Source organism: Sphaerimonospora sp. CA-214678, from assembly GCF_050942215.1.
Classification (GTDB): Bacteria; Actinomycetota; Actinomycetes; order Streptosporangiales; family Streptosporangiaceae; genus Sphaerimonospora.
In genome coordinates, this window is sequence record NZ_CP192056.1 from 3,522,566 (window position 1) to 3,549,047 (window position 26,482).

The following is a 26,482-nucleotide window of genomic DNA, read 5'->3' on the forward strand; positions in this document are numbered from 1 at the left end:
ATCAGCCCAGATCGACGATCGAGATCCGGTCGTAGGGATAGGACCGAACACCGGGAACGTTCTTGTTCACCGCGATGGTGTAGGGGGAGCGCATCAGTCCCACCAGCGGCACATCCTCGTTGATCGCGGTCTCACAGGCCTGCCGCGTGAGCGTCTCGGCCTCGGCGCCGTCGGCCGCCAGCGCCTTGTCGACCAGCTCGGCGAAGGCCTTGTTTCCGTAGGCCGGGATGTTCAGCGACGACTCACCGGTCAGGAACATCTTCAGTTCGTACAGCGGGTGGTTGATGAACAGGCTCTGCAGGCCGAGGTTGAGGTCCCACTCGCGCTTGTCCATCGCCGCCTGATATTCGGCCTGGGTGGCGAACGCCTGCAGCTCCACGGCGATGCCGGCCTGTTTGAGCTGGTCCTGCACGAAGCGCGCGGCGCTCTCGCTGAACACGTTGGTGGCGGAGTTGTAGATCATCTGCAGGGGCTTGTCGAGGCCGGCCCCGGCCGCCAGCGACTTGGCCGCCTCCGGGTCACCGGTCGCCGGGATGGAGTTCTCGAAGCCCGCGACCGGAACCGTGGCGGCGGTGCACTCCAGGGCGGCTCTGGCGACGCCGGGGAACAGCCCGTTGGCGATGTCCTGCTTGTTGATCGCGGTCGCGACGGCGCGGCGGGCCTGCACGTCGCTCATCGGCGCCTTGGCGGTGTTGATCCAGATCTGGAGAGCGCTCGGGGACTCCATCGCCACCGTCTTGATCTCGGAGTTCTTCTCCAGCGCCTTCCACTCCACCGGCGGAACGCCCATGTCGAGGTCGACCGATCCGGACTGCAGCAGCTGGGCGCGGCCGGCCGCGTCGGGCACGTTGCGCACCGTGACATCCTTGATCTTCGGTGTGCCGGACCAGTAGCCGGAGTGGCCCTTGAGCGTGACCTCGTTGCCCGGGTCGAACTTGCCGACCGTGTAGGGCCCGTACGACGCGACGTTGGTCTTCAGCCATTCCCGGGCCCAGGGGTCGTCGGCGGTGGCGTGCTTCTTCGCCTCCACGGAGTCGAGGATGCCCAGCGCCGCGTTCTCCAGGATCGGCAGCAGCAGCGTGCTCGGCCCCGCGGTGTTGATGGTGAAGGTCTTCTCGTCCTTGACGGTGACCGGGTTCTTCAGGTCGACGTTGGCCACGCTGAGCAGGAGCATGGCGACGGACTCGTTGGCCACCATGCGCTCGAACGACCACTTGACGTCCTCGCTCGTCAGCGGATTGCCGGCGGCGCTGGTGGTCTGGCGCAGGGTGAAGGTGTGGCCGTCGGCGCCAGGCGTCACGCTCTCGGCGAGTTCCGGCCGCAGGTCCCGGGCGAAGGTGAGGCTCTCCCCCGACCCCTCGTCCGGCCGGACCCGGACCAGGGTGCCCATGTACTGGGCGGCGACCTGATAGTTGGTGTAGATGTCGTTGATGTTCGTCGAGTCAGCGTCGAGCGACGTCGGCATGAATGCGGCGGCGACCCGTAGTGACTCGATCGCCTTGGTCTCACCCGCACCCGTGCCGCCCGTACCCGTGCCGCCCGCGCCACAGGCGCTCAGGGCCAGGATCAGCGTCATCGCGACCCCGGCGAAGACCGCCGCCCGCGTGCGGCGGGGCGGTGGGGAGGTCCGGATCCGAGTTGTGTCTTACCTCATCATGCCGCCTTGGCTAAAGAACCCATCGCCCCCGAGTCGATGGGTTCGGCTGAACTGGTGGAGAGGGAACGCAATAAGGTTTCGTTCGGAAGCCCGTGTCTCTCGGCTCCCATGTCGACTGTTTCGCTATGGAAAACGCTGTTCCAAAATCATAGGGTGGTCGCTCCGTCCACTGTCAAGGGACCGCGAACCCGGCTGAACTGCGCGAACGCCCGGAATCCGACTGCGGGCAGCACGAGAGCGGCGACCGCGAGCCCGTCGCCGCGGCCGCCGACCGGAGTCACGACGCGAAGAGCGCGTCGAGCCGGCCTCTCCTGCGTCTACAGCATCGGCGCCCGGATCACCGCCGCCACGTCCAGCTTGAGCGTCGGCGGTACATGTCGGTCAGGCCGGTGCGGGTGTTCATGAGATCGGCGGCGGCGTTGCCGCCGCGCACCACCTCGTCTTCGTCCCACATGGTCAGCCGTCCGTCCTCGACCACCGGCACGCCGTCGACCAGCACCGTACGGACCGCGTCCGGGTTCCCTGAGTACACCAGGTTCGAGGGCCAGGTGCCGAGCGGCACCAGGTGCGGGCGGAGCAGATCGACCACCATCAGGTCGGCCCGTTTGCCCACCTCGATCGAGCCGATCTCGGCGTCCATCCCGATCGCCCGCGCTCCCCCGAGCGTCGCCAGTTCGAGCGCGAGCTCAGCCGATCCCCAGGACGCGCCGAAGCGCGACTTCTGCAGGAAGACCGCCGATTTCATGACCTCCCACATGTTCTGTCCGTTGTTGGTCGAGGCGCCGTCGGTGCCCAGGCCGATCCGCACCCCGGCCTCGATCATCTCCGCGAGCGGGGCGACGCCCGAGGCGTACATGAGGTTCGCCACCGGGTTGTGCGACACTCCCGTCCCGGTCTCGGCGAGCAGCCGGCGCTCGGTCTCGTCCGGCCAGACGCAGTGCGCGATCAGCAGGTGCGGGCCGAGCGCGTCCAGCTCGGCCAGCCGCTCGATCGAGCCCTTGCCGAACCGGTGCAGAGCCTCGTCCCGCTCGTCGGGAGAGCTGGCCACGTGCATCGTCATCCGGGTGCCCTCGGCCCGGGCATAGGCGGTGAACTCCCGCACCATCTCGGGGGTGCAGCGGAGCACGCCGAGGGCCTCGGGGACCACCTCGACCAGCGGGCTTCCGTACTCGCCGCGCAGCCTGGACACCTCGGCCAGCGCGCCCTCGATGGACTCGCGCACGTCCGGCGCTGTGGCCTGACTGGGGTCGTGGTCGTCGGCGGAATCGACCGAGATCCGGGCCACGACCGCACGCGACCGGGACTCGGTGACCGCCCTGAGCACGCCGTCGACGGCGTCGTGATTCGGGCTGCCGAACTCGCCGACCACCGTGGTGGTGACCCCGTTGAGCAGGTTCTCGGCCAGCGCCACCCGCGCGCCGTGATAGGTGGTCTCCGCGTCGTTCGCCCGCAGCGTCGGCCACATGCCACGGTCCACCCAGTCCGCCAGCGGAAGCTCGTCGAACAGGCCGCGGGAGATGCCGTTGGACAGGTGGGTGTGCCCGTTCACGATGCCCGGGAGAACCGCCACCTCGCCGAGCCGGCGCGTGTCCGCCGCCTCGAAGTCGCATTCGCGGTCCGGGCCGACGCCGACGACGCGGCCGTCCCTGATGGCGACGTATCCGTCCGCGTAGACGGTCCGCCCCGCGTCCATGGTGACCACGAAGCCGCCTCGTAAGAGCCGATCTGCCTGCCGCATGCCTCTCATCCTTCCTGTGCACTCTGATCAGGCGGTGTTCTTGCGAAGCCGGCCCAGGTAGGCCGCCTGGACCCGGGGGTCCTCCCGGAGCTCGGCGCCGGTGCCCCGCACGGAGACCCGTCCGCGCTCCAGGACATAGCCCCGGTCGGCCAGCTTCAGCGCGGTGCCGGCCTGCTGCTCCACGAGGAGGACGGCCAGGCCTGTCTCGTCGTGCAGCCGCTTGAGGTAGCCGAACAGCTCGGCGACCTTGAGCGGGGCGAGGCCGAGCGACGGCTCATCCAGCATGAGCAGCCGCGGCCCCGCCATGAGCGCCCGGGCGATGGCGAGCATCTGCGCCTCGCCGCCCGACAGCGTGCCGGCGAGCTGGGTCGCGCGCTCGGACAGCCGGGGGAACAGGTCGAGCACTTCGGCACGCCGGCGTTCGGCCTCCGCCCGCTTGCGCCGTACGGGGAAGGCGCCCAGGTGCAGGTTCTCCATCACGGTGTGGTCGGGGAAGATCTGCCGCCCCTCGGGGACCTGGCACAGGCCGAGCGAGGGACGCTTCCAGCCGGGCACCCCGGCCAGGTCTCCGCCCGCGAAGCGGATCTGCCCGGACACCGGCTTCAGCAGCCCGGACACGGTCTTCATCGTGGTGGTCTTGCCGGACCCGTTGGGGCCGAGCAGCACCACGAACTCGCCCTCCTCGACATGCAGGTCGAGTCCGTCGAGGGCGCGCACTCCGCCGTAGGCCGCGACGAGCCCGGAGATCTCCAGCAGTCTGCTCACGCCGTCTCCTCGATGAGTTCGGGATGACCGAGGTAGGCCTCGAGCACCGCCGGAGAGTTCTGGACGCGTTCGGGATCACCCCGTTCGATGACCTTTCCGCTCTCCAGGACCGTGATCTCGTCGCAGAGCCCCATCACGAAGTCCACGTTGTGCTCGATGAGGACGACCGCGAGCCCACGCTCCCGCAGCGTGCGGCACAGCCGGGCCAGCGCGTCGAGCTCGTCGGAGGTGAGGCCGGTGGCGGGCTCGTCGAGGATGAGCACCTTGGGCCGGGTCGCCACCGCACGCACGACCTCCAGCAGCCGCTTCTGACCGTGTGAGAGGGAGGAGGCGAGCCAGTCTGCCCGGGAGGACAGCCCGGCGAAGGCGAGCAGTTCGAGCGCCTCCGCCCGTTCCACGCGGTCCTGGCGGCGGTAGGCCGGAGACCGGAGGGTGGCGCCGAGCCAGGTGTAGGTCTCCTGCATCCGCATCCCGGTGAGCACGTTGTCGAGCACGCTGACGCGTTCGAACAGGTGGGGAACCTGGAAGACCCGGGTCACCCCGGCCGCCGCGACGCGATGCGGCGCATGCGCGGCCTCCGCGCCGAAGATCATCACCTTGCCGGAGTCGACCCGGTGATAGCGCGTCAGGCAGGAGACCAGGGTGGACTTGCCCGATCCGTTGGGGCCGATGATCCCGTGCACCGTACCCGGCATGATCTTGATGTCGACGCCGTCGACGGCGTGCACCCCGCCGAAGTGCTTGACGATCCCGATCCCCTCGATCGCGGGCACATCGGGATCGGTGTCCCGGACCTCCGGCACGACATCGGGGACCTCCTCTGGCAGCGTCTCGTCGGCGAGGTCGGGCACCCGGTCGCGGCCGGCCCGCGACGCCTTCCATGTGCCCACGACCCCTCTCGGGATCACCATCATGGCGAGCAGCAGCAGGACGCCGAGGATGAGCGTGGTGTAGCGGGCCTGGTCCTTGATGAGCTCGACGAGCACCGCGATGAAGCCGACGCCGATCACCGGCCCGACCAGCGTGGAGATCCCGCCGAGGAACAGCCCGACGAAGAAGATGATCCCGTTGTCGAGCAGGCCGACGTCGGGGTTGATGAACCCGAGCTGCAGCGCGTACAGCGCGCCGGACAGGCCCGCGATCCCGCCGCAGACGCCGAACAGCAGCAGCTTGGCACGGGCCGGGGAGATGCCCATGGCCGACGCGGTGTCCGAGGACTCCCGTACGGCCATCGCCGCCCGTCCGACCCCGCTGCGCACGATGTTGCGCTGCACGATGTACGCGAGGACGAGGGCCCCGAGTACCACGTAGTAGAAGACCTGCTTCGGCATCGTCTCGCCGCCCAGCTCGGGGGCCACGCCGCTGAGGCCGACGATGCCGCCGGTCACGGACTCCCACTCGCGGCCGATCTCGATCACGATCAGGTTGGCCGCCAATGTGATCATGCCGAAGTAGAGGTACGTCGCCCGGAGGCTGACCAGCAGGACCAGCGCCGCGACGATCACGCCGACCGCCACCGAGGCCACGACGCCCAGCATCCACGAGCCGCTCGCCTTGACCACGACGTAGGCGGTGGCGTAGCCGCCGGCGAGCTGCAGGCCGCTGTGCAGCATCGACAGCATCCCGCCGTACCCCATGGAGAGGTTGAGGGAGATCGTGAGAATCGCGCTGATCGCGGCGGAGGCGACGATGCCGTTGTAGTAGGACGCGTTGTAGCTGTAGTAGTCGGTGATGGCCGGCCACATGAGGAGCACCGCGATGGAGACGACCACGAGAGTGCCCATCGCCACGGTCCGTACCCGGTGGTAGAGCTCCGTGTCGAACATGGAACCGGTTCGTTCCGCCGGAGCGGATTCCGCGGTCGCCATCAGTGCGCCTCCATGGGCTTGCCGAACAGTCCGGACGGGAAGACGATCAGGATCACCGCGAGGGCGGCGAACACCGCGAAGTTTCCGACGGTTCCACCGACCATGCTCCGGACCACGGTGTCGAGCAGGCCGACGATCATGCCGCCGATCAGCGCTCCGCGCGGCGACCCGACGCCTCCGATCACCGCGGCGGTGAAGCCCTTGATGGTGAAGATCAGTCCGGTCGCGGGGGCGATGAAGATCACCGGAGCGGCGAGCAGGCCCGCGATCGCGGTGATGACGGCCGCGATCACGAACGAGATGACGACGATGCGCTGCACGGGGATCCCCATGAGCACCGAGGTGTCGGAGCTGTGCGCGGTCGCCCTGATCGCACGGCCGTAGACCGACCGCCGCAGGAACAGGTCATAGCCGGCCATGACGGCCAGGGCCACGACGATGGCCAGCAGCTCCTGCCACTCCACGGAGACGCCGGCGAGCTCGAAGCCGCCCGCGACCACGGGGTCGGGCCGCAGCGCGTCCACGTCGAAGTAACCGAGGTTGAACAGCGACTGGAAGATCAGGGCCGCGGCGAGTGTCGCGATGATCCACGCATAGCGCGAGCCCGACAGGCGGACCGGCAGCACGATCATGCGCTCCATGAGCACGCCCATGAGCGCGGCTGCCACGATCGTCACGACGAGGGCCACCGCCCAGCCCATCTTCTCCAGCGCCACGATCTGGTACGCGACCGCGGCGCCGAGGATCAGCACCTCGCCCTGGGCGAAGTTCATGATCCTCGTAGGCTGAAAGACGATGGCCAGCGCGAGCGCGACAAGGGCGTAGACGGAACCGGCGAACAGTCCGTCGATGATCGCCTCAGGGCTCATCCGGAACGCTCCCGAGAGTGGTGCGGGGGTCGGCCACCCTGTTCCGGGCATCGGAACAGGGTTTTGGCAAACGTAGGACCGACGTCAGGCGACTGTCAATAGGTCTGATGTTTAGGGCGGACCGACCGGGCGCCGGGTCCGTGGCGTCCCGCGGGCCCGCCGCCGCGGAACCACATCCGCCCGCCGGCGACCGTGGCGACCGGCCGGCCGGTGAGCTCGGCGATCCCCTCGGACGGGCGGCGGTCCCGCCCCGCCGGACGCGGCCCGGTGGTGACGGTCCGGCGGGCGGCACTCGAACGACGTGACACCGTGCTCCTCGACCGGGTACGGGGTCTCGGAGACCTGCCCGGCGGCGGACGGCCGTCACCTCCCCTCCTCTTCCGTCCAGCCCATCTGGCCGGACAGCCGTGCGGTGACGTCGAGCAGCGCCTCGACGCACGCGTCGACCTCGTCGCGGAACCGCTCCTGCGGGCCGCAGACGCTGATGACGGCGACCGGCCGCCCGTGGTGGTCGAACACCGGCGCAGCCACGGAGGCGGCGCCCGCCATGCGCTCGCCGAACGACCGGGCCCAGCCGCGCTCGCGGATGGCCGCGAGCTCTCCGCGCAGCTCGGCGACGTCGGCGATGGTCTCGCCGGTCAGCGGCTCCAGCGGCCGCCGCGACAGGTAGTTCTCGATCTCCTCTTCGGTCAAGAAGGCGAGGAACGCCTTGGACGATCCACCGGCGTGCAGCGGATAGGGCACGCCGAGGGACACACTCATGATCACCTCACGGGCCGGGGTGGCCTGGTCGACGTAGATCCGGGTCCAGCCGGTGCGGATCGACAGGGTCGCCGTCTCGTCGGTGCGCTGGGACAGCGTCACCAGCTCGGGGGCGGCTATGCGCTGGACGTCCAGACGTTCCAGGTAGGCGAGGCCCAGGCGCATCGAGCCCACTCCGAGCGAATAACGCCGGGTCACCAGGTCCAGTTCGATGAGACCGCGCACGCGCAGCGAGGCCAGGATCCGATGCACGGCCGCCTTCGACATGCCCAGCGCCTCGGCGATCTCGGTCACGCCGAGCGTCGGCGACGAGGTCTCGGCGAAGTACATCAGCACCTCGACCGCACGCTCCACCGTCGCTATGACCTGGCCGGTGTTCTCCCGCGCGGGCGCCTGGCCCTTCGCGGCGGAATTGCTCTTGGTCGGCATTCTTCCTCCAGGAGGTTCGGCTGAGTCCGATCACCTACCCGGACGCCGGAACCCGGCCCGCACCGGCGGATCGGTGACGATTCGCGTATCGAGGAACTCCCACCAGTCGTCCTGGCTGACTCGCCGGTCCTCCCAGCCGCCGTCCGCCTTGAGGCCTGCGAGGGCCGTACGGTACTCGCCCCACGCCGCCTCGTCGTCGAAGGCGGCCCAGTTCTCGATGACGTACACGTCGCCGACGACGCTGTAGTACCAGCGCACCTCACGGACCATCGGCAGGTCCCGGTAGAACCAGCTTTCGCGGTCTTCCAGCCACTCCCAGAAGGCGCGCATGTCACGACGTGCTCGTGAGCTGAGCTTCATGCGGTAGACGAGGTAGATCATCGGGGCTGGCCCCCTTCGGAGTGCGGCGGCTACAGTGGACCTGTTCCGCACACAGTAACGCCGTTCCAATAGCTTGGGAAGCCCGAGACCGGTGACCGCCCGTCCGGGTGCGTGCGATCCCGTCCCAGGGACAGGCACACGTCGAGGAGGCCGATTCGGTGGATGAAGAGCAGATCGTTCCGGAGGAGCGATCGGCGGGAGACCGGCGGCCTGGAACGCCCGCAGGACCGCTGACCGGCTACGAGGTCAGGCCGACGGCATTGGCGGCGCGGTGAGGCGGACGCACAGCGGCCGGGCCTCCCACGCGCTCGACGCGACGCTGATCGCGAGCGCGTGAGCACCGGCGTCCCGGACGGGACCGCTCGCAGGCCCCACCCGGCCCTTGTGGCGGCGACCTGCGGGGTCGGGCTCGGCCTCGTGATGTTCGACAACACCGCGGTCGTCGTCGCACTCCCCGCCATCGGGGCGTCCCTGTCGGCCTCCGTCTCCGGCCTGCAGTGGGTGGCGGCGGCGATGTCCCTCGCCGCCGCCGCCGTGCTGCCCTTCTCCGGCGCGTTCGGCGACAGGTTCGGCACCCGGCGGGCGGTCCGGCTCGGGCTGGCGCTTTTCGGCCTGGCCACCGCCATGGCCGCCGCAGCGCCGACGCTGCCCCTGCTGCTGGCCGCCCGCGCCGTGGAGGGAGCGGGCATCGCGCTCATGCTGCCGAACTCGGCCGCCCTGCTGGAGGGCAACGTCAGCCGGGAGAACCGCGGCCGGGCGTTCGGCACCTGGATCACCGTGTCGTCCATGGGCCTGATCACCGGGCCCACCGTCGGCGGGTGGCTCATCGGCACGTTCGGCTGGCGGGTGGTCTTCCTCGTCCATCTGCCCCTCGCGGCGCTCGGGATGATCGGCACCACCCGGCTGGCCGAAGGAGCGCGACAGGCGAGCGGGCGGTTCGACATCGCGGGCGCACTCGTCACCGGAGCCGGTCTCGCCGTGCTCTGCTGGTCCATCATCGAGCTGGGCAGACCGGACGGCAGCCCGAAGTTGGCGCTCGCCGGTCTGGCCGCGTGCGTTCCGCTGTTCGCCCTGATCGTGATCGTCGAGCGGCGGGCCGCCCAGCCGGCGGTCGACCTGACGATGCTGCGCGATCCCGCGTACGCGGCGATCATGGTGAGCAGCCTGCTCTACAACGGGACCATCACCGGCGGCTCGTTCCTGGTGTCGCTGCTCTTCCAGGAGGTGCGGGGGTTCGGCCCCGGCCAGGCCGGGCTGATCGTCCTGGCCGGTGCGATCGGCATGCCGCTGGGCGGCCGGCTCACCGCGCGGCTGGCCCACCGGAACGGGCTGGCCCGGGTGATGGCCGGCGCCATCGCCGTCCTCGCCGTGGTCTACATACTGGTCGCCTGCGTCGCACTCGGTCCGACCGCCCTGATCGTGGTGCCGCTCGTGCTGTCCGGCTTCGCCGCCGGGATCCTCTTCAACGGCGACACCCTGGCGGTGCTCGGCAACGTGGACGCGGCCAGGGCCGCATCGGCGCTGGCCGCGCTGTCACTGGTGCGGCAGACGGGAGCGGTGCTGGGAATCGCGGTGCTCGGCTCGCTCTCCACCCTGGCCGAGCAGGCGCGGCTCGTCGACTTCGGGCCGCGGGCCGGCCTGCTCGCCGCCGGGGTGGCGGTGCTCCCCGGGGTGCTACTGCTGCGGCGCCGCCTCGGCGGGACCGAGATCTGAGTGGACGGGCCAGCGCCTGACCAGGACGGGGCCGGGCAGGCCGGGGAAAGGTTCCCCCGCCGGGACGTACGCCCACCGGCGCGCGTCGGGAAAGAGCAGGTCGGCGGGCTCGGCGAGGCCGCCACCGCGCTCCGCGACGGGCCGGGCCGGGGAGGCGGCGGGAAGCACGGCGGCCTCCCCCGGGACGGTCGCCCGCCGTTCCCGGCGCGGGCCGGCCGGCCCGCGCACCGGGCCGTGCACCGGCTCGTGATCGGGGGGATCGGCGGCCGGCCCCTCCCCCCAGGCGGGCGGCCCGGAGAACCAGGCGAGGGCCAGGCAGCCGCGGTCGCCGGCCAGGGTGGCCGCCCTCGTCGCCCGCGGCGGCAGATAGGCGTACGTCCCCGCCTCGAAGTCCGTGCCGCTGACGCGGATGCCGCCGTCGAGCACGACGATCTCCTCGGCGCAGGCGTAGTGCCCGGTCCCCGGCCTGCTCCAGCCCGGAGGGAAGCGGACCAGCGACACCGAGGCGCGGGTCACGGGGTCGGCGTGCAGCCGGACCAGATGGACGGGGCCGGCCGCCCCCGGCATGGACACGGGGGTCCACGCCAGGTCGGGGGCGGTAAGGTCGATGACGCGGGCGGCGCCCGGATCAGGATCCGTCAGTGCCATGTCTCGGGCTCCTCTCCGTGCACCCGGTGCTCCTCGATGATCGTGACCCGGTCCAGCCGTCCGTCGCGCAGCCGCTGCCAGAGCCTGGCCTTGTAGTCGTCGTCGGCGAAGGCGATGATCTCCACCACCTCGACGCCCGGTTCCGCCGCCCACCGGTAGGGGAACACCAGGAGGCGCCCGTCGACGAGCCGGGCGCCCCCGTCGAAGCCGGCCGAGTCGAAGACGAGGTCGTCGCCGTCGAACCGGGCCCGGAAGTCGAGCACCTCGGGCGCCGCGCCGTCGCGCAGGTAGACGACCCGCTCATACCAGCGGTCGCCGTCGAGCCGGGTCTCCTGCCGGGAGCGGTGCCTGTCCAGGACGGCCCCGGCCGGGGAGAGATGGGTGTAGGTCCCCTCCCACACACCGGTGACCGACGACAGCCGCTCCCGCAGGCCGTCCCCGCTCATCCAGCCCGCCCGAGGATCCGCCGCGCCTGGCGCACGACCGCCTCGTCGACCATGCGCCCGTCGGAGTCGAGAAGCACACCCGTCCCCGCCGCCTCGAACCGGGTCACCAGGTCCCGGGCCCGGGCGACCTCGTCGTCCGCGGGCGTGAAGACCTCGTTGACCACCGCGATCTGCGCCGGGTGGATGCACGCGCGGCCGACGTAGCCGAGCCGGGCCAGGCCGAGCGTCGAGGCCCGCAGCGCGTCGAGGTCGCGGAAGTCGGTGGAGACCGGGGCGACCGGGGGGTCGATGCCCGCGGCCGCCGAGGCGAGCACCACCTGGGAGCGGACCCAGAGCAGCTCCCGCTCGTCGCCGCCGGGGGTGATGCCGGTGTCGGCGCGCAGGTCGGCCTCGCCTACCTGCAGCCGGGCCACCCGGGGGGCCGCCGCGATCAGCGGAGCCCGCAGGACGGCCGCCGCCGACTCCAGCAGCGGGACGACGGGCAGCCGGCCGGCGCCGATCTCCGTCAGCAGCGCGTCGACCACGTCGAGCTCGCCGGCCGTCTCGACCTTCGCGAGCACCAGCCCCGTCAGCCGCGGCGACGCCGCGACGGCCCGGATGTCGGTCTCGCGCCGCTCGCCGGAGTTGACCCGGACCCAGATCTCCACCGGTCCCGGCTCCACCGCGTCCAGCCAGGCGCGTACGGCGGCCCGCGCCGCGTCCTTCCCGGCGGGCGGGACCGCGTCCTCGATGTCGACGATGAGGGCGTCGGCCCCCCGGCCGAGCGCCTTGCCGAGCTTGTCCGGAGCGTCGCCGGGGACGTAGAGATAGGAGCGTGCGGTCACCCGCCCCACCCCACCTTCACGTCACCCCGGGTCAGGGCCTTGGCCACGACGGTGCGCAGCACGTCGTTGGTGCCCTCGCCGATGCTCATGAGCACCGCGTCGCGATAGAGCCGCTCCACCTCGTATTCGGTGGAGTATCCGTACCCGCCGTGCACCTTCAGCGCGTCGATGGCCGCCTGCAGCGCCACCTCCGAGCAGAAGATCTTGGCCATGCCCGTCTGCGCGTCTGCCCGGCCGCGCCTGACCCGGTCGGCCGCCCAGTAGGCCATGAGGCGGGCCGCCTGCAGCGTCGTGGCCAGCGAGGCGAGCTGGAGCTGGACGGCCTGGAAGTCCGCGATGGCCCGGCCGAACGCCCTGCGCTGCCCGGCGTAGGCCAGCGCCTCGTCGTAGGCGCGCTGGGCGATGCCCACGGAGCGGGCGGCGATGTTGACCCGCCCCCACTCCAGCGCGGACAGCACCTGCTGCATGCCCCGGCCCTCGACGTCGCCCAGCAGGTTGGCGGCGGGGACCCGGGCCCCGTCGAGCACCACCTCGCACGACTCGGTGCCCTTGTAGCCCAGCTTCGGGATGTCCTTGGTGACCGTGTGACCGGGGGTGTCCGCGTCGACGAGCAGGACGCTCATCCCCCGGTGCGCCGGCGTCGCGTCCGGATCGGTCTTCACCAGCACCGGCAGCGGATCGGCGTGCCGCGCGTTGGTGATCCAGGTCTTCGTGCCGTTCACCACGTAGTGATCCCCGTCGCGGCGGGCGACGGTGCGGATGCCCTGCAGGTCGGTGCCCGCGTCGGGCTCGGTCAGGCCGATCCCGGTGCGCCGCTCGCCGCTGGCCAGCCCCGGCAGATAACGCCGCTTCTGGTCCTCGGTGCCGTGCATCGCGATCATCCGGCAGGTCAGGGAGTGGCTGCCGAGGATGCCGGCCACGCCCATCCAGCCGCGCGAGATCTCCTCGAAGACGAGCGCGAACGACACCGGGTCGAGGTCGAGACCGCCGTACTCCTCCGGCACCGTGATGCCGAACAGGCCCATCGCCTTGAGGCCGTCCACGATCTCGGCCGGGTACCGGCCGGAGTGCTCCCAGTCCCGTGCGACCGGCACGATCTCCTTGTCGACGAATTCGCGCAGCAGCGCGCGGAACTCACGTTGGTCGTCGTTCAGTTCGAAGTCCACAGATCACCTCTCGGAGGGTGTGAAAACCGGCAGGGCACGCCCGTCGGGCAACGGCCGCCAATCGAGCCGGAGCGCGTCGCCGGCGCCCACATCGTACGGATGCTCGGTGACCACGTTGCTGAGCAGCAGCACGCCCTCCGGGAGGCGTACGCGCGCCACGACGTAGGGCGGCCGGAACCCCGGCATCGCCCGCTCGACGACCGTGCAGGCGTCCACCACCCCCTCGCCCGGCGTCTGCGACCAGTCGAGGTCGCGCGAGGATCCGCACGCCGTGCACAGCGCGCGCGGCGGGTGCTGCGCGTGCCCGCAGGCCGCGCAGCACTGGACGAGCAGGACACGCCGCCGGGTGGCCTCCCACCACGGCCCGGTCACCTCGTCGGGCTCGGGCACCTGGTGGCTCTGCTGTTTCTCGGTGCTCACCGGTCCACCCCCAGCAGGACGGTCGCGTGCGTGGACAGGATGCCGCCGGTGCCGTGCGCGAGCGCGATCTCCGCCCCCGGCACCTGCCGGGCTCCGCACTCGCCGCGCAGCTGCCGTACGGCCTCGACCAGCAGCAGCACGCCGTACTGCCCGGGATGGCAGTAGGACAGGCCGCCGCCGGAGGTGTCGAGCGGGAAGCCGCCGCCCGGCCGGATGCGGCCGCCGGCGATCCAGTCGAGCGCCTCGCCCCGGCCGCAGAACCCGAGCGCCTCCAGCGTGAGCACGACGGTGATGGTGAAGGAGTCGTACACCTCGGCGACGTCCACGTCGGCGGGGGTCAGCCCGGCGCGGGCGAAGGCGGCGCGGCCCGACTCGACGGCGCCCGTCACGGTCAGGTCGTCGACCGCGGTCATCGAGGTGTTGGTCGTGCACTCGCCGTACCCGAGCACCCGCACCGGCGGCCTGCGCAGGTCGCGGGCCCGGTCGAGCGAGGTGAGCACGACCGCCCCGCCCCCGTCGGTCACCAGGCAGCAGTCGGCCGTGGTCAGCGGCGTCGACACCATGGGGGCGCCGAGCACGTCGGCCACGCTCAGCGGGCCCGCCCCGTGGCGGAACGCCGCCGGGTTGAGCAGCGCCCACTCGCGTGCCGCCACGGCGACCTCGGCGAGCTGCTCGCGCGTCCCGCCGTAGCGGTGCAGGTACCGCTGGGCGGCCATGGCGTAGTAGGAGATCGGATAGAGGGGTCCGTAGGGCGTCTCGAACTGCGCCTCCGGGGTGTGCGACTCGACCACGCCGCCCAGCGAGCGGGACCGGGCCGAGCGCTGGTTGGAGCCGTACGAGATGACCACGGTCGAGCACTGCCCGGCCTCGATGGCCTGGACGGCGCGTGCGACGTACATCTCGAACGCCGAGCCACCGGCGAAGGTCGAGTCCGTCCAGGCCGGGCGCAGCCCGAGATAGTCGGCGACCTGCGTCGCGGAGAAACGGGAGACCCCGGTCGTCGCCAGGCCGTCCACGTCCGCGAGGGTCAGCCCGGCGTCCTCGAGCGCCCTGCCGACGGCCTGGGCCTGCAGGCCGAGAATCGATCTGCCGGTGACGCCGAGATCGCTCTCGGCCGCCCCGGCGATCGCCACCGATGTGCTCATCTCTCCTCCGGTGCGCGCAGCGCGACTTCGGCGCCGGCCGGCTCCACCGCGGCCCGTTCCGGCTCGTCCCCGTCGACGATCACGATCCGCTGCTCCACCGTGATGGCGTCGCCGTCGACGGCGGTGACCCTTCCGGTGCAGCGGACGGTGTCGCCGGCGAAGACGAGGTTCTTGAACCTGAAGTGCAGGCGGCGCACGACGGCGCGGGGGCCGAGCCAGTCCTGGAGCTGCTCGACGAGCAGCGCGCCGAAGACCTGCCCGTCGACCACCGGTGCGGGCAGCCGGCGCGCCTCCAGGTATTCGGGATCGTAGTGCAGCCGGTGCCAGTCCCAGGTGGCGCCGGCGTAGGCGATCATGTCTCGCAGGCCGATCGTCCGCTCCAGCACAGGCACCTCGGCGCCGACGGCCGGCGTCGGCCCGGCCGCTGTGTGCTCGGTCACCGCTCCCCCTCCAGTGCGACGTAGATGATGGTCTCCTCGTTCGTGACGAGCGGCCTGCCCTGCTGGTCGGTGTAGTCGGCGACCGAGGAGACGATGAGCATCTCCTGCCCGCCGGAGGTGCGCCGCTCGGTCACGCCGGTCACCCGCCAGGTGGCGGTGACGACGTCGCCGGGCCGTACGGGCCGGTGGAAGGTGTAGGTGTTGCCGCCGCGCACCTTCCGGGTGCCGGGGATGTCGATGTGCCAGTCGTGCCCGGCGTAGCCGTCGGCGTCCGGCGGCAGGTCGGCGTACTGGTTCGTCTCGCAGATCAGGGTGGGCGGGGCGATGATCCCGTCGTAGCCGTGCCGCCTCGCGTACGCCTCGTCGGTGTAGAGCGGGTTGTCGTCGCCGACGGCGCGGGCGTAGTAGCGGATGGCGGCCCGGCCGAGTTCCTCCGGCGCGGTGTAGGACACCTCGCGGCCGACGAGCGCGCGGATCTCCTCGGTCAGCAGGCTCATGCCTCCTCCTCGCCTTCGGCTCGGAGCGGCATGCGCCAGGCGCTGTGTTCGCTGATTCGCTCGCTACGCTCGCTCATGGGAGCACCGCCGCGGGGAAGACCTCGAGGAGGAACTCCGGCCGGAGCAGCCCCGCGCAGATCGCGCCGGTGGAGGCCGGCCACGGATCGCGGAGCAAGCGCTTGCGCACGTCGGCGACGCCACGGTAGGCGCCCAGCCCGTCGGGGCAGACGAACTCGATCGTCGACAGGAGCTGCTCGGGCCCGACCCCGGCGGCCTCGAGCACCCGCAGGATCGCATCGTAGGTCACCTCGGCCTGCGCCACCACGTCACCCGGGTGCAGCACCCGCTGCGTCTCCATGTCCAGGGCGGCGAAGCCGCTCATCCACAGCATGCCGCCGGCCTTGACGCCGGGGGTGTAGGTGAGGGTGTCGTAGCGGCTCCAGCCGGGGTTGACCGCCTCGAGCGGATGCCGGGAGGCGGTGACCTCGAGCGCGACCAGCACGCCCGGATGGTGCAGCCGGCTCATCAGGATGCCGCCGGCGCCGGGGTAGACACCGGCTCCGCCCAGCCGCTCCTTGCGCACCCCGTGCGTGCGGCGGTAGACGTCGCGGGTGGCCGGCGTCGAGTAGTCGTAGGTCGTGACGGCGGCGTCCAGGGACAGCCCGACCTCGCGCAGCAGCCGGTCGGCCTTGTCCAGGCAGTAGGCGTACTGGCCGACGAAGTCGCCCTCGCCGACCACGTCGCCGCGCTCGTCGATCGGCAGCAGCGTGGGCAGGAAGACCGCGCCGTCGGGGGCCTCGGCCACGCCGGCGGCCGACGCCACCGGGCCGCCCGGGCTCGCGTGCACCTCCACCTCGATGAACGCCGCCGGGCGCAGCAGCCGCTCGACGATCACCGTGCTGACCGCCGGCCGGTGCTCGCCGAAGATCTCCGCGCGTACGGCGGCCGCCTCCGGATACGCGTCCAGTCCCGGGACCGTGACGTTCTCCACGACGCGGGTGACGTCGGCGAAGGACAGCCCGGCGGCCTCGAGGATCGTGGCGATCTTCGCATACGCCGTACGCGCCTGGTCGGTCATGCCGCCGCGCACGACGATGCGCCCGGACTCGGGGTCGTGCTCGCTGGCGGAGTGGCCGGACAGCCAGGCGTCCCGGCCGTGGGTCAGGCCCAGCGAGAAGGAGTAACCCTCGTAGCGGAACCACGGGAAGTGGCCGGGACGGATGGCTTGCAGAGTCATTTGTGTTCCTCCGGTGCCGGCCGGGCCAGCCGGTCGGCGAGTACGACGATGGTGGAAAGGTCTGGTTCGGCGGCGAGGCCGCGCACCCTGCGGGCCAGCTCCGCCGCCGTCTCCCCGTCCTCCGGTGCGGAGGCGTCCGCCGCGTTGGCGGTGAACTTCGCGTCCAGATCGCGGTCGCGGAGCGGGCGGTCGGGCCCGCCGACGCTGCGCGGCACCCGCCCCTCGATCACCTGCCGGTCGGCGAGCCGCAGGCGTACTCGTCCCGGCGCGTCGGCGGCGACCCCCTCCGCCGGGGTGACGACCGTTCTGACGCGGGCCGCGAGATCGGCCACCTCCGGACGGCGCAGCGACTCCGGCGAGTACGTCGCGAGCGTCACCTCGCCGTCGTGGAGCAGCGCCGCGACCGTCCACGGCAGGGAGAACTTCGCGTCGTACGGCGTGCGCGGGCGCGTCTTGCGCTCCGCCGGCTCGCACACGATGCCCGCGCTGTCGGGGTGCACGTCGGCGATCACCTCGATCACCTCGGCGGCCCGCACGTCATGCCGGCGCAGCGCCTCGGCGGTCGCGTCGAGGGTCACGTGCATGAGCTGGCAGGCCGGATAGGGCTTGACGGTGATGCGGGTGGTCTCCCACGTCTCCCCCAGCCCGGCGGTGACCGCCTCGGCGGCCACGGCCCGGCCGGCCAGCGCGGCGTACAGGCCCTGCGGTCCTTCGAGGACGCTGTCAGGTCCGCTCGCCCCCGCCGCCGCCAGCCGGGCGGCGAGGATCCCCGACGCCGAGGCGAGGCCGGGATGGAGTTGCTTGGTCGACGCGCCGGTGGCCAGGAACTCCAGCAGGCCGCCCGCCTGGCTGCCCGCGATGCCCAGCGCGTCGACGGCCTGCCCGGGGCCGAGCCGCAGCAGCCGCGCGGTCACGATCGCGGCCGACATCACCCCGCAGCTCATGGTCGCGTGCAGCCCGCGGGCGTGGAAGCCGTGGGGGGCGGCGGCCGCGATCCGGCACACCGTCTCGTAGCCCGCGATCACCGCGGCGAGCACCTCGGCGCCGGACGCGCCGACCTGCTCGCCGACCGCGAGGGCGGCCGGCAGCACCACCGCCGTGGCGTGGACGAGCCCGCCCGCATGGGTGTCGTCGAAGTCGAGCGCGTGCACCAGGGTGCCGGCGGCGAGCGCCGCGGCGACCGCCGACCCGCGCTCGCCGGTGCCGAGAACCGTGGCCTCGGCCGGGCCGCCGAGACCCCGCGCCACCGTGACGGCGGGGGCGGCGATCGAGGTCCGGCCGGCCGCGACGGCCGTGCCGAGACCGTCGAGCAGGTGCCGGCAGGCCGCCTCCCGCACGTCCCGCGGCGCGTCGGCCGGCCCCGGGCCCAGCGCCCACTCGGCCAGGACGCGCGCCGCCGTCATGCCGTGCCCTCTCCGGCGGATCGTCCGAACGCGCCCGCCTCGGTCAGCGCCGTCACCTTCGCGTCGTCGTAACCCAGGAGTTCGCGCACGACGTGGCCGAAGTCCTCGTTGCGCCGGGGCGCCCGCCGGTAGTCGGGGCGCCGGGCGCCGACCCGGACGGGGGAGGCCACCTGGCGCACCGTGCCCCAGTGCGGGTGCTCGGTCTCCACGACCAGGTCGCGCGCGGCCGTGTGCTCCTCGGTCAGCGCGGCGGCGACGTCGTTGATCGGACCGCACGGGATCGACGCCGCGTAGAGCGGCTCCAGCCACTCCGCGACCGTACGCCGCCGGAACACCTCCTCCAGCATCGGCAGCAGGACATCCTTGTTGCGGCCGCGGTCGGCGAACGTGGCGAACCGCTCGTCGTCCGCCCATTCCGGGTGGCCCACGACCTCGGCGAGCCGCCGCCAGAACTTCTCCTTGGCGCATCCGACGACGAGCCAGCCGTCCTTCGCCTCGAACACCTGGAACGGCACCAGCGACGGATGGGCGGAGTGCCGGGTGCGCTCGGGGGTGAACCCCTCGTTGAGGTGCCAGACGGCGGGGTAGGTCAGCAGGCCGATCGCGGTGTCGTAGAGGCTGACGTCGCAGTCCATGCCCACGCCGTCCCTGCGGGCCGCGTGCAGCCCGGCGAGCAGCGAGATCGCCGCCACCAGGCCGCCCGAGTAGTCGACCAGGGACAGCCCGGACTTGGTGGGCGGCCCGCCGGGCTCCCCGGTGATGTCCATCCATCCGGCGAGGCCCTGCAGGATGTAGTCGTACCCCGGCTCGTTCCGCCTCGGGCCGGACATGCCGAATCCGGTGAGCGAGCAGCACACGACGGCGGGGTTGAGATGCTTCAGGTCGTCGTAGGTGATGCGCATCTTGGCGGGCACGTCGCCGCGCAGGTTGCTGTAGACCACGTCGCTGACCCGGACGAGGTCCTCGAAGACCGAGCGTCCCTCGTCGCTGCCGAGGTCGAGGGAGAGGCTGCGCTTGTTGCGGTTGAAGGTCTCGAAGAACAGCGAATCCTCGCCCTCGGTGTACGGCGGCACGTATCGCCCGACGTCGCCGCCGGCGCGCGGATCCTCGATCTTGATCACCTCGGCCCCGAGGTCGGCCAGGTGCACGCTGCCGAACGGGCCGGCGCCGTACTGCTCGACGGCGACGATCCTGACATCCTCAAGCGGTCTCACGCCTGTCCTCCTGTGATCTCGGCGATGAGCTGGATGATGGACTGCTGGGCCGCCCTGGTGTCGGCCGACGGAAGGCCGTGCGTCGGCGGAGTCAGCTTGACGGTGTCGGCGAGGCCCTCGTAGGCGGCCAGCCGCGCCCGCACCTCGCCGGGGGTCCCGGCGAGGGTGACCGCGTCGACCATCCGGTCGGGCACGACGTCGCCGAGGTGGTCGGCGCCGCGGCCGGAGCGGAAGGTCTCGACCACGACGGCCTGCTCGTCGGCCAGGTCGTGGAAGGCGAAGAAGTCGGTGTAGCTGCGCACGCTGGCGTAGAAGCCGACGAGGCCCGCCGCCCGGCGCCGCGCGACGCGCGGGTCCGCGTCGACGGAGCAGCACGCCGACACCACCAGGTCGAGGTCTTCTCGTCCCTTCCCGGGGGTCCTGGCGAGTCCCGCCGTCACCTCGGGCAGGATGCGTTCCGCGAGGTAGGCCGGGGAGCACAGCTCGTGCGAGATCCAGCCGTCGCCGATCTCGGCCGCGAGCCTGGTCATCGCCGGGCCCACCGCGGCCAGATAGATCGGGATGCGGCTGCGGACGACCGGGAACGGGCGCCGGTAGCCGCGGATCCGCATCGGCGCGTGCTCTCCGTCCAGGAGGATCGGCTCGCCCGACGTGCACCGCGCCCAGAAGTGCCGGATCGCGCCGACGGTCTCGCGCAGCCTGCCGACCGGCTTGCCCCAGCGCACGTTGTGCCAGTCCTCGTTCAGCCGCTGCACCCCGGTGCCCAGCCCGAGGATGAACCGGCCGCCGGACATCTCGTCGACGTCGAGCGCCTCCAGGGCGGTCACCATGGGGCTGCGGGTGAAGGCGAGCGCGATCGCCGTGCCGATCGCGGCCGACTCGGTCGATCGGGCGAGGGCGGCCGCCGGCACGATCGCGCTGCGGTGCATCTCGGGAACCCAGACGACCTCGGCGCCCGCCCGCTCGGCCGCGCGGGCCGCCTCGGTCAGCTCCTCGAGGGTCTCTCCCCAGGGGCCGTAGGTGATGCGCATCAGTTCTCCAGCGCGAGGGGCCGCTCAGCCTCGGGGAACACGCCCTCGATCTGCTCGGCGCCCCGGCGGTAGACGTAGAAGGTCCGCTTGAACGAGCAGACCTCTTTGCCGTCCTGGTTGAGGGTGCGGGTGCGTACGGTGACGATGCCGGCGTGCGGCCGGCTGGCCGACTCGCGCTTCTCGAGCACGATCGACTCGCTCCAGAGCGTGTCGCCGGCGAACACCGGGTGGGTCATCTTGATGTCGTCCCAGCCGAGGTTGGCGAACGCGTTCTGGGTGAGGTCGGTGACACTCTGCCCGACCGCGATCGCCACCGTGAACGTGGAGACCACCAGGGGCCGGCCGAACTCGGACTTCGCGGCGTACTCGGCGTTGAAGTGCATCTGGTTCGTGTTCATCGTCAGCAGCGTGAACCAGGTGTTGTCCGCCTCGGACACCGTCCGGCCGAGCGGGTGTTGATAGACGTCGCCGATCTCGAAATCCTCGAAGAACCGGCCTTGCCATCCCGGCTTGACACCCATGACGCTCCCTCACTCGGACCTGTCGTCTCGCAGTCCGAGCCTAAAGGTCAGACCATTCGAGGGTCAAGGCTTTTGTTCCGCTATGTATAACACCGTTCCAATTCATGGAATGACTCTCTCACGGCGCCGGATCCGGCGCGACGTGCACGATGGTCTTGCCCACGTTGCGGCCGGACATGAGACGGCGGAAGGCGGCGGGCGCCGCGTCGAGCCCGTGATGCACGTCCTCCACAAGCCGCAGCCGTCCCTCCGCGACGAGCCGGCCCACCCGCTCGGCGAACCGCGGCCGCAGGTCCTGATGGTCGTGCACGACGAGGCCGTGCACGACGGCACGCGCCCGCATCACCGCCCCGGCGGGCAGCACGGTCAGCCCCGTCTCGTTGGCGTGGTCGGGCAGGCCGCACAGCACGACCCGGGCGCCGGCGGCGAGCCGGCTCAGCACGCCTTCGAGCACCGCGCCACCCGCCATGTGCAGGTAGCCGTCGACCCCGTCCGGGCAGGCGGCGGCGAGGGCGTCGAGCCAGTCCGGATCGTGCCGGTCGACGGCGGCCGCGTAGCCGAGGCGCTCGACCGCGACCCGGCACTTGTCCGGGCCGCCGGCGATCGCCACCGTACGCGCGCCGGCCAGCCCGGCGAGCTGCCCGGCCGCGCCGCCGACGGCGCCGGTCGCGGCGGACACCACGACCGTGTCGCCCACCTCGGGACGCAGCAGCCGGGTCATCGCGGCGTAGGCGGTGAGCCCGGGCATGCCGAGCGCGCCGAGCACCGCGGTGCGCGGCACACCGGGCGGCGTCACCGCCGGTCGCAGCGTGGCGGCGGGGACCGCCGCGTACTCCTGCCAGCCGGTCTCGGCCACTACCCACTCGCCCGTCTCCACCACCTGGGCGACGGCCCTGCCGGGCACGAGCTCGCCGGGGTGCACGGGAGGATGGCCGAGGTCGCGCCCGGTCAGCATGCCGCGGACGAACGGATCGAGGGAGAGATGCACCGTACGGACCAGGACCTCGCCGGGTCCCGGCGCCGGGAGGGCGGCGGTCTCCGCGCGGAAGTCGTCCTCGACCGGCACGCCGCGCGGGCGCCGGGCCAGCACGATCCGGCGCTGCTCGCCCGGGAGGTTCTTCTCGCGCGGGAGGTCGGCCTCATCCGGGATGTTCGTCGCTTCCGAGGGATTCATCCGACCCGCTCCTCCTGGATCAGCGTGCGCCGCACGCAGGCGCCGTGCTCCAGCCACTGCCAGGTGCGGCTCCGCCGCGTGCCGTCGTCGCTGAGCACGATCATTTCGAACAGCCGCTGGTCGATCGAGGGGTCGGCCGCCTTGAACCGCCAGGTGAGGAACATCGCGTTCTCGTCGAGGGCCCAGGTGACGCCCTTGATGCGCTCGGTGTCGAAGTACAGGCGGCCGTGCCCGTCGTAGACGCCGGGGAAGGAGTACTCCTCCGACCTGCCGTCCTCCCATCGATACCGGTTGATCTGCAGGTACCGGTCGGGGTCCTCGGGCGGGAGCAGACAGCTCAGGTGCGAGGCGTGCCGGTCGATGATCTTTCCGGTGGCGTCCACGTGCGTGTAGACGCCCTCCCACTCGCCTTCGTGTTTGGCGAGCAGCGGAAGTCCTTCACGGATTGCCATGTGCGCGTCTCCTTCTGTGGCAGGCGACTGCCCGGTCCCGCTCCGAGGGCGGGAACTCCAAGACTGTCATAATGAAACAATGTTTCGCTAGAGGGAACATAGGTCACCGTTGGAACTCATGAGGGTTAGGCTGTCGCCGTGTCCACAGATCGCGTTTCGGCGCCCGCGTACCAGGAGCTGGCCGACCGGCTGCGCGAACAGATCCTCTCCGGGGAGCTCCAGCCGGGGGACCGTCTGCCCGTCGAGCCTGACCTGTGCGCGATGTACGGCGTGAGCCGGAGCACCGTGCGCGAGGCCCTGCGCGTCCTGTCCAGCGAGCGACTGCTGATCACCCGGCGCGGGGTCGCGGGCGGCAGCTTCGTCACCCGTCCCGAGCCGGAGCACATCAGCAGCTATCTCCTGTCCAGCCTGGCGCTGTTCCGTGACTCCGGCTCGGTCGCCAACCTCCTGGAGGTGCGCGTCCTGCTGGAGGTGCCGACCGCCGGGCTGGCCGCCGCACGCCGCACGCCCGAACAGTTGGAGGCGCTGCGCGCCGCGCTGTTCGACCCCGGCGAGATCGAGCGCGAGGACATCTACACGGCGAACCGGCGGTTCCACAAGGGGCTGCTCGAAGCGGCGAACAATCCGCTGCTCGACGCGGTGACGGCCCCCGTGTTCAGCGTCCTGGAGAGCGGTTTCGCCAGGAACGAGGCCCCCGACGGCTTCTGGGTCAGGGTCGACCGGGATCACCGGGACATCCTGGCCTGCGTCGAGGCCGGCGACTCCCTCGGCGCGGAACGGGCTCAGCGTGAGCACCTGGAGCACCTGCGCACCGTCTACTCGCAGATCGACAAGGAGCGCCGCCGGACGGACTAGCCGAGTTCCGCCGGCCCGGGCCGGCGGACATGTGACCGCGTGTCGACCTCGAGACGCAGAATCTCCGGCCGCGCGCTGTGACCGGACGAGTCGTGCTGGAGCTTCGCCTCGGTGATCACGGAGAGATCGGCCTCGGCGATCACGAGCCGCTCGTCGGCCCCCTCGTGACGTGCCAGGACGTTTCCCCACGGGTCGAGGATGAGCGAGATGGCGCCGCCGGTCTGGAGTTTGGGCTGCGGGCCGAAGGCCTCCTCGATCACCGACAGATTGGCCTCGCTCATCGGATCCGCCGCGGCGATCACGAAGCAGCCGGCCGTGTAGGCATGGACGCGGGAGAGCGCCCAGATATGCCCGCGGAACCAGTCGTCCAGCGACCTGACCGCTCCGCCTCCGGGCCACGCGCCCACGTGGAACTCGGGAAGTTCCTCGACGAGGGCCTGCCTGGCCAGGTTCATGGAGTGCTCGCCGCAGATCAGTCCGCCGACCCGCCCCACACCGAGCGCGTGGACGCCGAGCGTCGAGCCGTCGCCCTGACCCCAGATGGCGCGCTCGACCAGGGTGGGCTGCAGTTTGCGATGGACCCCCGCCACCTCGCCCTGATCGTCGATGAACACCTGGGTGTTGTACAGGGTGCCGCCGTGCCGTTCCGAGACGCCCAGCACCACGTTGACCCGGTGCCGGGCGCACGCGCGGCCGACGGCCCCGAGAGCCTGCGCCGTCAGCCGTACGGACTCCTCCGCGTAGCGGCGGTTGAGTTCGCCCTGCTCGTCGAAGGGCGTGATCGCCAGCCAGTAGGGGTATCCGGGCACGAAGGTCTCCGGAAAGCCCAGAAGCCGGACATCGGCTGCGCCCGCTTCGGCGATCGCGGCCACGACCTTGTCGAGCGTGGCCGCCCGATCCAGCAGGACGGGCGATTGATGGACGGCGGCTACCCGCATCGTGATGGGATCCTTTCAGCGCTTCTCTCGGGGATCGGGCCGATCGGGCGGCGGGCGCCGGCACCCGGCAGATCCGCCGGGGCGCGCGGCGCACGCCCCGGCGACCGGTCACTTGAGGATGCCCGCCTCGTGCAGCCGATCGAGGGTCTCGCGGTGCTGGGCGGCGTAGAACTCGGCCCCGCTGCTGCCGTCGGAGCCCGCGAGCCCGTTGGGACGGACCAGGTCGTAGCGGCCGTACTCCTCGCTCCACAGACCGGTGTTCGTGCGGGAGAAGAGGTTCTCGACATGCGGCCGGTTGCGTGCGCGCCGGAGCCCGCCCAGGTCGATCTCGCAGTTCGCGACGAGGCTCTCCCCCTGCCCGGCCTTGGCGAGCACGTTGCCGAGATAGTCGATGATCTCCGAGCCGCCGTCGGCCGAGTCGCCGAAGAGGCTCTCGGCATAGCCCGCGGAGTTGGCGGAGACGACGTAGAAGCCGTTCTCGATGGCACGCGCCCGGCGCGCGATGTCGTGCTTCTTCAGCGTCGGCCCGCCGACCTCGGAGGTCGGATGCAGCAGGACCTCCGCACCGCGCAGCGCCAGCGCCCTGCTCAGTTCTGGGAAGACGATCTCCTGACAGGGGATGACCGCGATGCCGCCCAGTTCGGTCTGCGCGACGGAGAGGACGCCCTCGATGCCGTACACATCGAGGTACTTGTCCCAGACGTCGTACGGCGACGGCGTGATCGTCGAGTGCAGCCGGCGGTAGCGCAGCAGTCGCTCACCGGACGGCGAGATGAGCCAGGTCGCCGCGAAGAACAGGCCCGGGAAGTGGGGGTCGCTCTCATAGGCGTGCCCGGCGAGGTAGACGCCGGCGTCCTGGGCGATCGAGCGGATCGCGTCGAACTCGGCGCCGTCCGGGTCGATCGCCGCCATCTCGGTCCACTGGGCGATCGACTCCCCCATCAGCGGGGCGCCGGTGAGGGTGAACTCGGGCAGCACGACGAGACGGCACTCCGGCATCCAGCGAGAGGCCAGCAGCACCTGCTGCTTCATTCGCGCGATCGAGTCCTTGATGGTCTGCCTGGCCTCCGTCACGCCCATGCCGTTGATCGGCAGGGTGCGGCGCTGCAGGGCCATGACATAGTAGGCGGGTGCCTGGGCGGTGGCCGCTTCAGACTGCATGGGTCTGACCTTCTCTCTGGTTCTGCGCTGTTCGCGTTTCACACTGTTCTGGTCGGGGTTCCAGGCCTGCGGCGACGGCTCGCTCGATCTCGTCGGCCGAGCACACCACGGCGAAGTGCCGGTCGAGGTTGTCCAGGGCCGCAGCGGCGAGGCGGGCGTCGGTGTGGCCCGTCAGGTCGCCCGCGACGACGACGTCGTACTCGCGCTGGGCGGCATCGCGTGCGGTCGTGTCGACGCAGCCATTGGCGGCGGTGCCGAGCAACACGACCGTCTGGATTCCGGAGCTGCGCAGCAACTGGTCGAGGCTCGACCCGAGGAAGGCGCTGTAACGGAACTTCTCGATGGTGACGTCCGCCTCGTGCACCCGCAGACCGTCGGCCAGCTCGGCGCCGGGGCTGCCCTGCCGGCACAGTTCGAGGCGTTCCGGGGCGCGGCGCAACCGTCGCTCGATCGCCGGGGACATGTAGCGATCCGACGACAGCTGTCTGACCCAGACGACCAGGACTCCCCGTGCGCGCAGGAAGTCGACGAACTCACCGGCCCGGGTCACGATGCGCTCGTTGGCGCTGACGTCGATTCCGGCACGGGCGAAGGCCCCCGAGCCGGAACAGAAGTCCCGCTGCATGTCGATGACCACCACCGCCACCGATCCGGGATCGGAGCACATTTCCGCGAGCAGTTCCAGTCGGATGTCGTCCACGTACCTCATCTCCAAGGAAATCCGAGCC

28 protein-coding genes are annotated in these 26,482 nt (G+C 71.5%); 2 read left to right on the forward strand and 26 right to left on the reverse strand.

Annotation, left to right across the window (positions count from 1 at the left end):
- Position 1: 1 nt before the first annotated feature.
- From ACQP1K_RS15845 to ACQP1K_RS15880, 8 genes are all read right to left on the reverse strand, one after another.
- On the reverse strand, positions 2-1,576 hold the full coding sequence (locus ACQP1K_RS15845) for an ABC transporter substrate-binding protein (protein ID WP_433496470.1): 1,575 nt from the start codon (positions 1,574-1,576) through the stop codon (positions 2-4).
- A gap of 418 nt (positions 1,577-1,994) precedes the next feature.
- Complete coding sequence (locus ACQP1K_RS15850; protein WP_433496471.1) at positions 1,995-3,395, reverse strand: amidohydrolase family protein; 1,401 nt, start codon at positions 3,393-3,395, stop codon at positions 1,995-1,997.
- Positions 3,396-3,422: 27 nt separating this feature from the next.
- The gene (locus tag ACQP1K_RS15855; RefSeq protein ID WP_433496472.1) at positions 3,423-4,160 is read right to left on the reverse strand and encodes an ABC transporter ATP-binding protein; all 738 of its coding nucleotides are present in this window, start codon (positions 4,158-4,160) and stop codon (positions 3,423-3,425) included.
- Entirely contained in the window at positions 4,157-6,028 is a 1,872-nt protein-coding gene (locus tag ACQP1K_RS15860) for a branched-chain amino acid ABC transporter ATP-binding protein/permease (protein ID WP_433496473.1), read from the reverse strand. Before ACQP1K_RS15860 ends, ACQP1K_RS15855 begins: the two co-directional genes overlap by 4 nt.
- Positions 6,028-6,897: a branched-chain amino acid ABC transporter permease gene (locus ACQP1K_RS15865; protein WP_433496474.1), complete on the reverse strand. Its 870-nt coding sequence runs from the start codon at positions 6,895-6,897 to the stop codon at positions 6,028-6,030. Before ACQP1K_RS15865 ends, ACQP1K_RS15860 begins: the two co-directional genes overlap by 1 nt.
- 95 nt (positions 6,898-6,992) lie before the next feature.
- Positions 6,993-7,205 (reverse strand): hypothetical protein, encoded by a 213-nt coding sequence (locus tag ACQP1K_RS15870; RefSeq protein ID WP_433496475.1) that lies wholly within the window; start codon positions 7,203-7,205, stop codon positions 6,993-6,995.
- A 55-nt stretch (positions 7,206-7,260) separates the two neighbouring features.
- Positions 7,261-8,088 carry an IclR family transcriptional regulator gene (locus ACQP1K_RS15875; RefSeq protein WP_433496476.1) on the reverse strand — a complete coding sequence of 276 codons (828 nt, stop codon included), beginning with the start codon at positions 8,086-8,088 and terminating at the stop codon, positions 7,261-7,263.
- Positions 8,089-8,118: 30 nt separating this feature from the next.
- Positions 8,119-8,469, reverse strand: a complete 351-nt coding sequence (locus ACQP1K_RS15880; protein WP_433496477.1) for a hypothetical protein — start codon at positions 8,467-8,469, stop codon at positions 8,119-8,121.
- Positions 8,470-8,802: 333 nt separating this feature from the next.
- On the opposite strand from ACQP1K_RS15880, the gene ACQP1K_RS15885 reads away from it, so the two are divergent.
- On the forward strand, positions 8,803-10,182 hold the full coding sequence (locus ACQP1K_RS15885) for an MFS transporter (RefSeq protein ID WP_433496478.1): 1,380 nt from the start codon (positions 8,803-8,805) through the stop codon (positions 10,180-10,182).
- On the opposite strand, the gene ACQP1K_RS15890 is transcribed toward ACQP1K_RS15885, so the two are convergent.
- The 15 genes from ACQP1K_RS15890 to ACQP1K_RS15960 form a co-directional block, all read right to left on the reverse strand.
- Entirely contained in the window at positions 10,144-10,830 is a 687-nt protein-coding gene (locus ACQP1K_RS15890) for a cupin domain-containing protein (protein WP_433496479.1), read from the reverse strand. The two genes, ACQP1K_RS15885 and ACQP1K_RS15890, sit on opposite strands and share 39 nt — an antisense overlap.
- On the reverse strand, positions 10,821-11,276 hold the full coding sequence (locus ACQP1K_RS15895; protein WP_433496480.1) for a DUF3598 family protein: 456 nt from the start codon (positions 11,274-11,276) through the stop codon (positions 10,821-10,823). Before ACQP1K_RS15895 ends, ACQP1K_RS15890 begins: the two co-directional genes overlap by 10 nt.
- Positions 11,273-12,100: an HpcH/HpaI aldolase/citrate lyase family protein gene (locus ACQP1K_RS15900; protein ID WP_433496481.1), complete on the reverse strand. Its 828-nt coding sequence runs from the start codon at positions 12,098-12,100 to the stop codon at positions 11,273-11,275. Before ACQP1K_RS15900 ends, ACQP1K_RS15895 begins: the two co-directional genes overlap by 4 nt.
- Positions 12,097-13,266 carry an acyl-CoA dehydrogenase family protein gene (locus ACQP1K_RS15905; protein WP_433496482.1) on the reverse strand — a complete coding sequence of 390 codons (1,170 nt, stop codon included), beginning with the start codon at positions 13,264-13,266 and terminating at the stop codon, positions 12,097-12,099. The genes ACQP1K_RS15900 and ACQP1K_RS15905 overlap by 4 nt, the downstream gene beginning before the upstream one ends.
- 3 nt (positions 13,267-13,269) lie before the next feature.
- Positions 13,270-13,686: a Zn-ribbon domain-containing OB-fold protein gene (locus ACQP1K_RS15910; RefSeq protein ID WP_433496483.1), complete on the reverse strand. Its 417-nt coding sequence runs from the start codon at positions 13,684-13,686 to the stop codon at positions 13,270-13,272.
- On the reverse strand, positions 13,683-14,831 hold the full coding sequence (locus ACQP1K_RS15915) for an acetyl-CoA acetyltransferase (RefSeq protein WP_433496484.1): 1,149 nt from the start codon (positions 14,829-14,831) through the stop codon (positions 13,683-13,685). The genes ACQP1K_RS15910 and ACQP1K_RS15915 overlap by 4 nt, the downstream gene beginning before the upstream one ends.
- The gene (locus tag ACQP1K_RS15920; RefSeq protein WP_433496485.1) at positions 14,828-15,271 is read right to left on the reverse strand and encodes a MaoC/PaaZ C-terminal domain-containing protein; all 444 of its coding nucleotides are present in this window, start codon (positions 15,269-15,271) and stop codon (positions 14,828-14,830) included. The genes ACQP1K_RS15915 and ACQP1K_RS15920 overlap by 4 nt, the downstream gene beginning before the upstream one ends.
- The gene (locus ACQP1K_RS15925) at positions 15,268-15,768 is read right to left on the reverse strand and encodes an FAS1-like dehydratase domain-containing protein (RefSeq protein WP_433496486.1); all 501 of its coding nucleotides are present in this window, start codon (positions 15,766-15,768) and stop codon (positions 15,268-15,270) included. The genes ACQP1K_RS15920 and ACQP1K_RS15925 overlap by 4 nt, the downstream gene beginning before the upstream one ends.
- Positions 15,769-15,841: 73 nt before the next feature.
- A complete protein-coding gene (locus ACQP1K_RS15930; protein WP_433496487.1) occupies positions 15,842-17,005 on the reverse strand; it encodes a Rid family hydrolase in 1,164 nt (387 codons plus the stop codon).
- A complete protein-coding gene (locus ACQP1K_RS15935) occupies positions 17,002-18,408 on the reverse strand; it encodes an MmgE/PrpD family protein (protein ID WP_433496488.1) in 1,407 nt (468 codons plus the stop codon). The genes ACQP1K_RS15930 and ACQP1K_RS15935 overlap by 4 nt, the downstream gene beginning before the upstream one ends.
- Positions 18,405-19,622 carry a CaiB/BaiF CoA transferase family protein gene (locus ACQP1K_RS15940; protein ID WP_433496489.1) on the reverse strand — a complete coding sequence of 406 codons (1,218 nt, stop codon included), beginning with the start codon at positions 19,620-19,622 and terminating at the stop codon, positions 18,405-18,407. The genes ACQP1K_RS15935 and ACQP1K_RS15940 overlap by 4 nt, the downstream gene beginning before the upstream one ends.
- Positions 19,619-20,653 carry an LLM class flavin-dependent oxidoreductase gene (locus ACQP1K_RS15945; RefSeq protein WP_433496490.1) on the reverse strand — a complete coding sequence of 345 codons (1,035 nt, stop codon included), beginning with the start codon at positions 20,651-20,653 and terminating at the stop codon, positions 19,619-19,621. Before ACQP1K_RS15945 ends, ACQP1K_RS15940 begins: the two co-directional genes overlap by 4 nt.
- Positions 20,653-21,174: a MaoC family dehydratase gene (locus tag ACQP1K_RS15950; RefSeq protein WP_433496491.1), complete on the reverse strand. Its 522-nt coding sequence runs from the start codon at positions 21,172-21,174 to the stop codon at positions 20,653-20,655. Before ACQP1K_RS15950 ends, ACQP1K_RS15945 begins: the two co-directional genes overlap by 1 nt.
- 118 nt (positions 21,175-21,292) lie before the next feature.
- Positions 21,293-22,348, reverse strand: a complete 1,056-nt coding sequence (locus ACQP1K_RS15955; protein ID WP_433496492.1) for a zinc-binding dehydrogenase — start codon at positions 22,346-22,348, stop codon at positions 21,293-21,295.
- Positions 22,345-22,800, reverse strand: a complete 456-nt coding sequence (locus tag ACQP1K_RS15960) for a DUF3598 family protein (protein ID WP_433496493.1) — start codon at positions 22,798-22,800, stop codon at positions 22,345-22,347. The genes ACQP1K_RS15955 and ACQP1K_RS15960 overlap by 4 nt, the downstream gene beginning before the upstream one ends.
- A 138-nt stretch (positions 22,801-22,938) precedes the next feature.
- On the opposite strand from ACQP1K_RS15960, the gene ACQP1K_RS15965 reads away from it, so the two are divergent.
- Complete coding sequence (locus tag ACQP1K_RS15965) at positions 22,939-23,655, forward strand: FadR/GntR family transcriptional regulator (protein ID WP_433496494.1); 717 nt, start codon at positions 22,939-22,941, stop codon at positions 23,653-23,655.
- Here ACQP1K_RS15965 and ACQP1K_RS15970 read toward each other — a convergent pair.
- From ACQP1K_RS15970 to ACQP1K_RS15980, 3 genes are all read right to left on the reverse strand, one after another.
- The gene (locus ACQP1K_RS15970) at positions 23,652-24,593 is read right to left on the reverse strand and encodes a carbon-nitrogen hydrolase family protein (protein ID WP_433496495.1); all 942 of its coding nucleotides are present in this window, start codon (positions 24,591-24,593) and stop codon (positions 23,652-23,654) included. The two genes, ACQP1K_RS15965 and ACQP1K_RS15970, sit on opposite strands and share 4 nt — an antisense overlap.
- Positions 24,594-24,701: 108 nt before the next feature.
- On the reverse strand, positions 24,702-25,754 hold the full coding sequence (locus ACQP1K_RS15975; protein WP_433496496.1) for a nitrilase-related carbon-nitrogen hydrolase: 1,053 nt from the start codon (positions 25,752-25,754) through the stop codon (positions 24,702-24,704).
- On the reverse strand, positions 25,744-26,454 hold the full coding sequence (locus ACQP1K_RS15980; RefSeq protein WP_433496497.1) for a cysteine hydrolase family protein: 711 nt from the start codon (positions 26,452-26,454) through the stop codon (positions 25,744-25,746). The genes ACQP1K_RS15975 and ACQP1K_RS15980 overlap by 11 nt, the downstream gene beginning before the upstream one ends.
- Between the last annotated feature and the right edge of the window lie 28 nt (positions 26,455-26,482).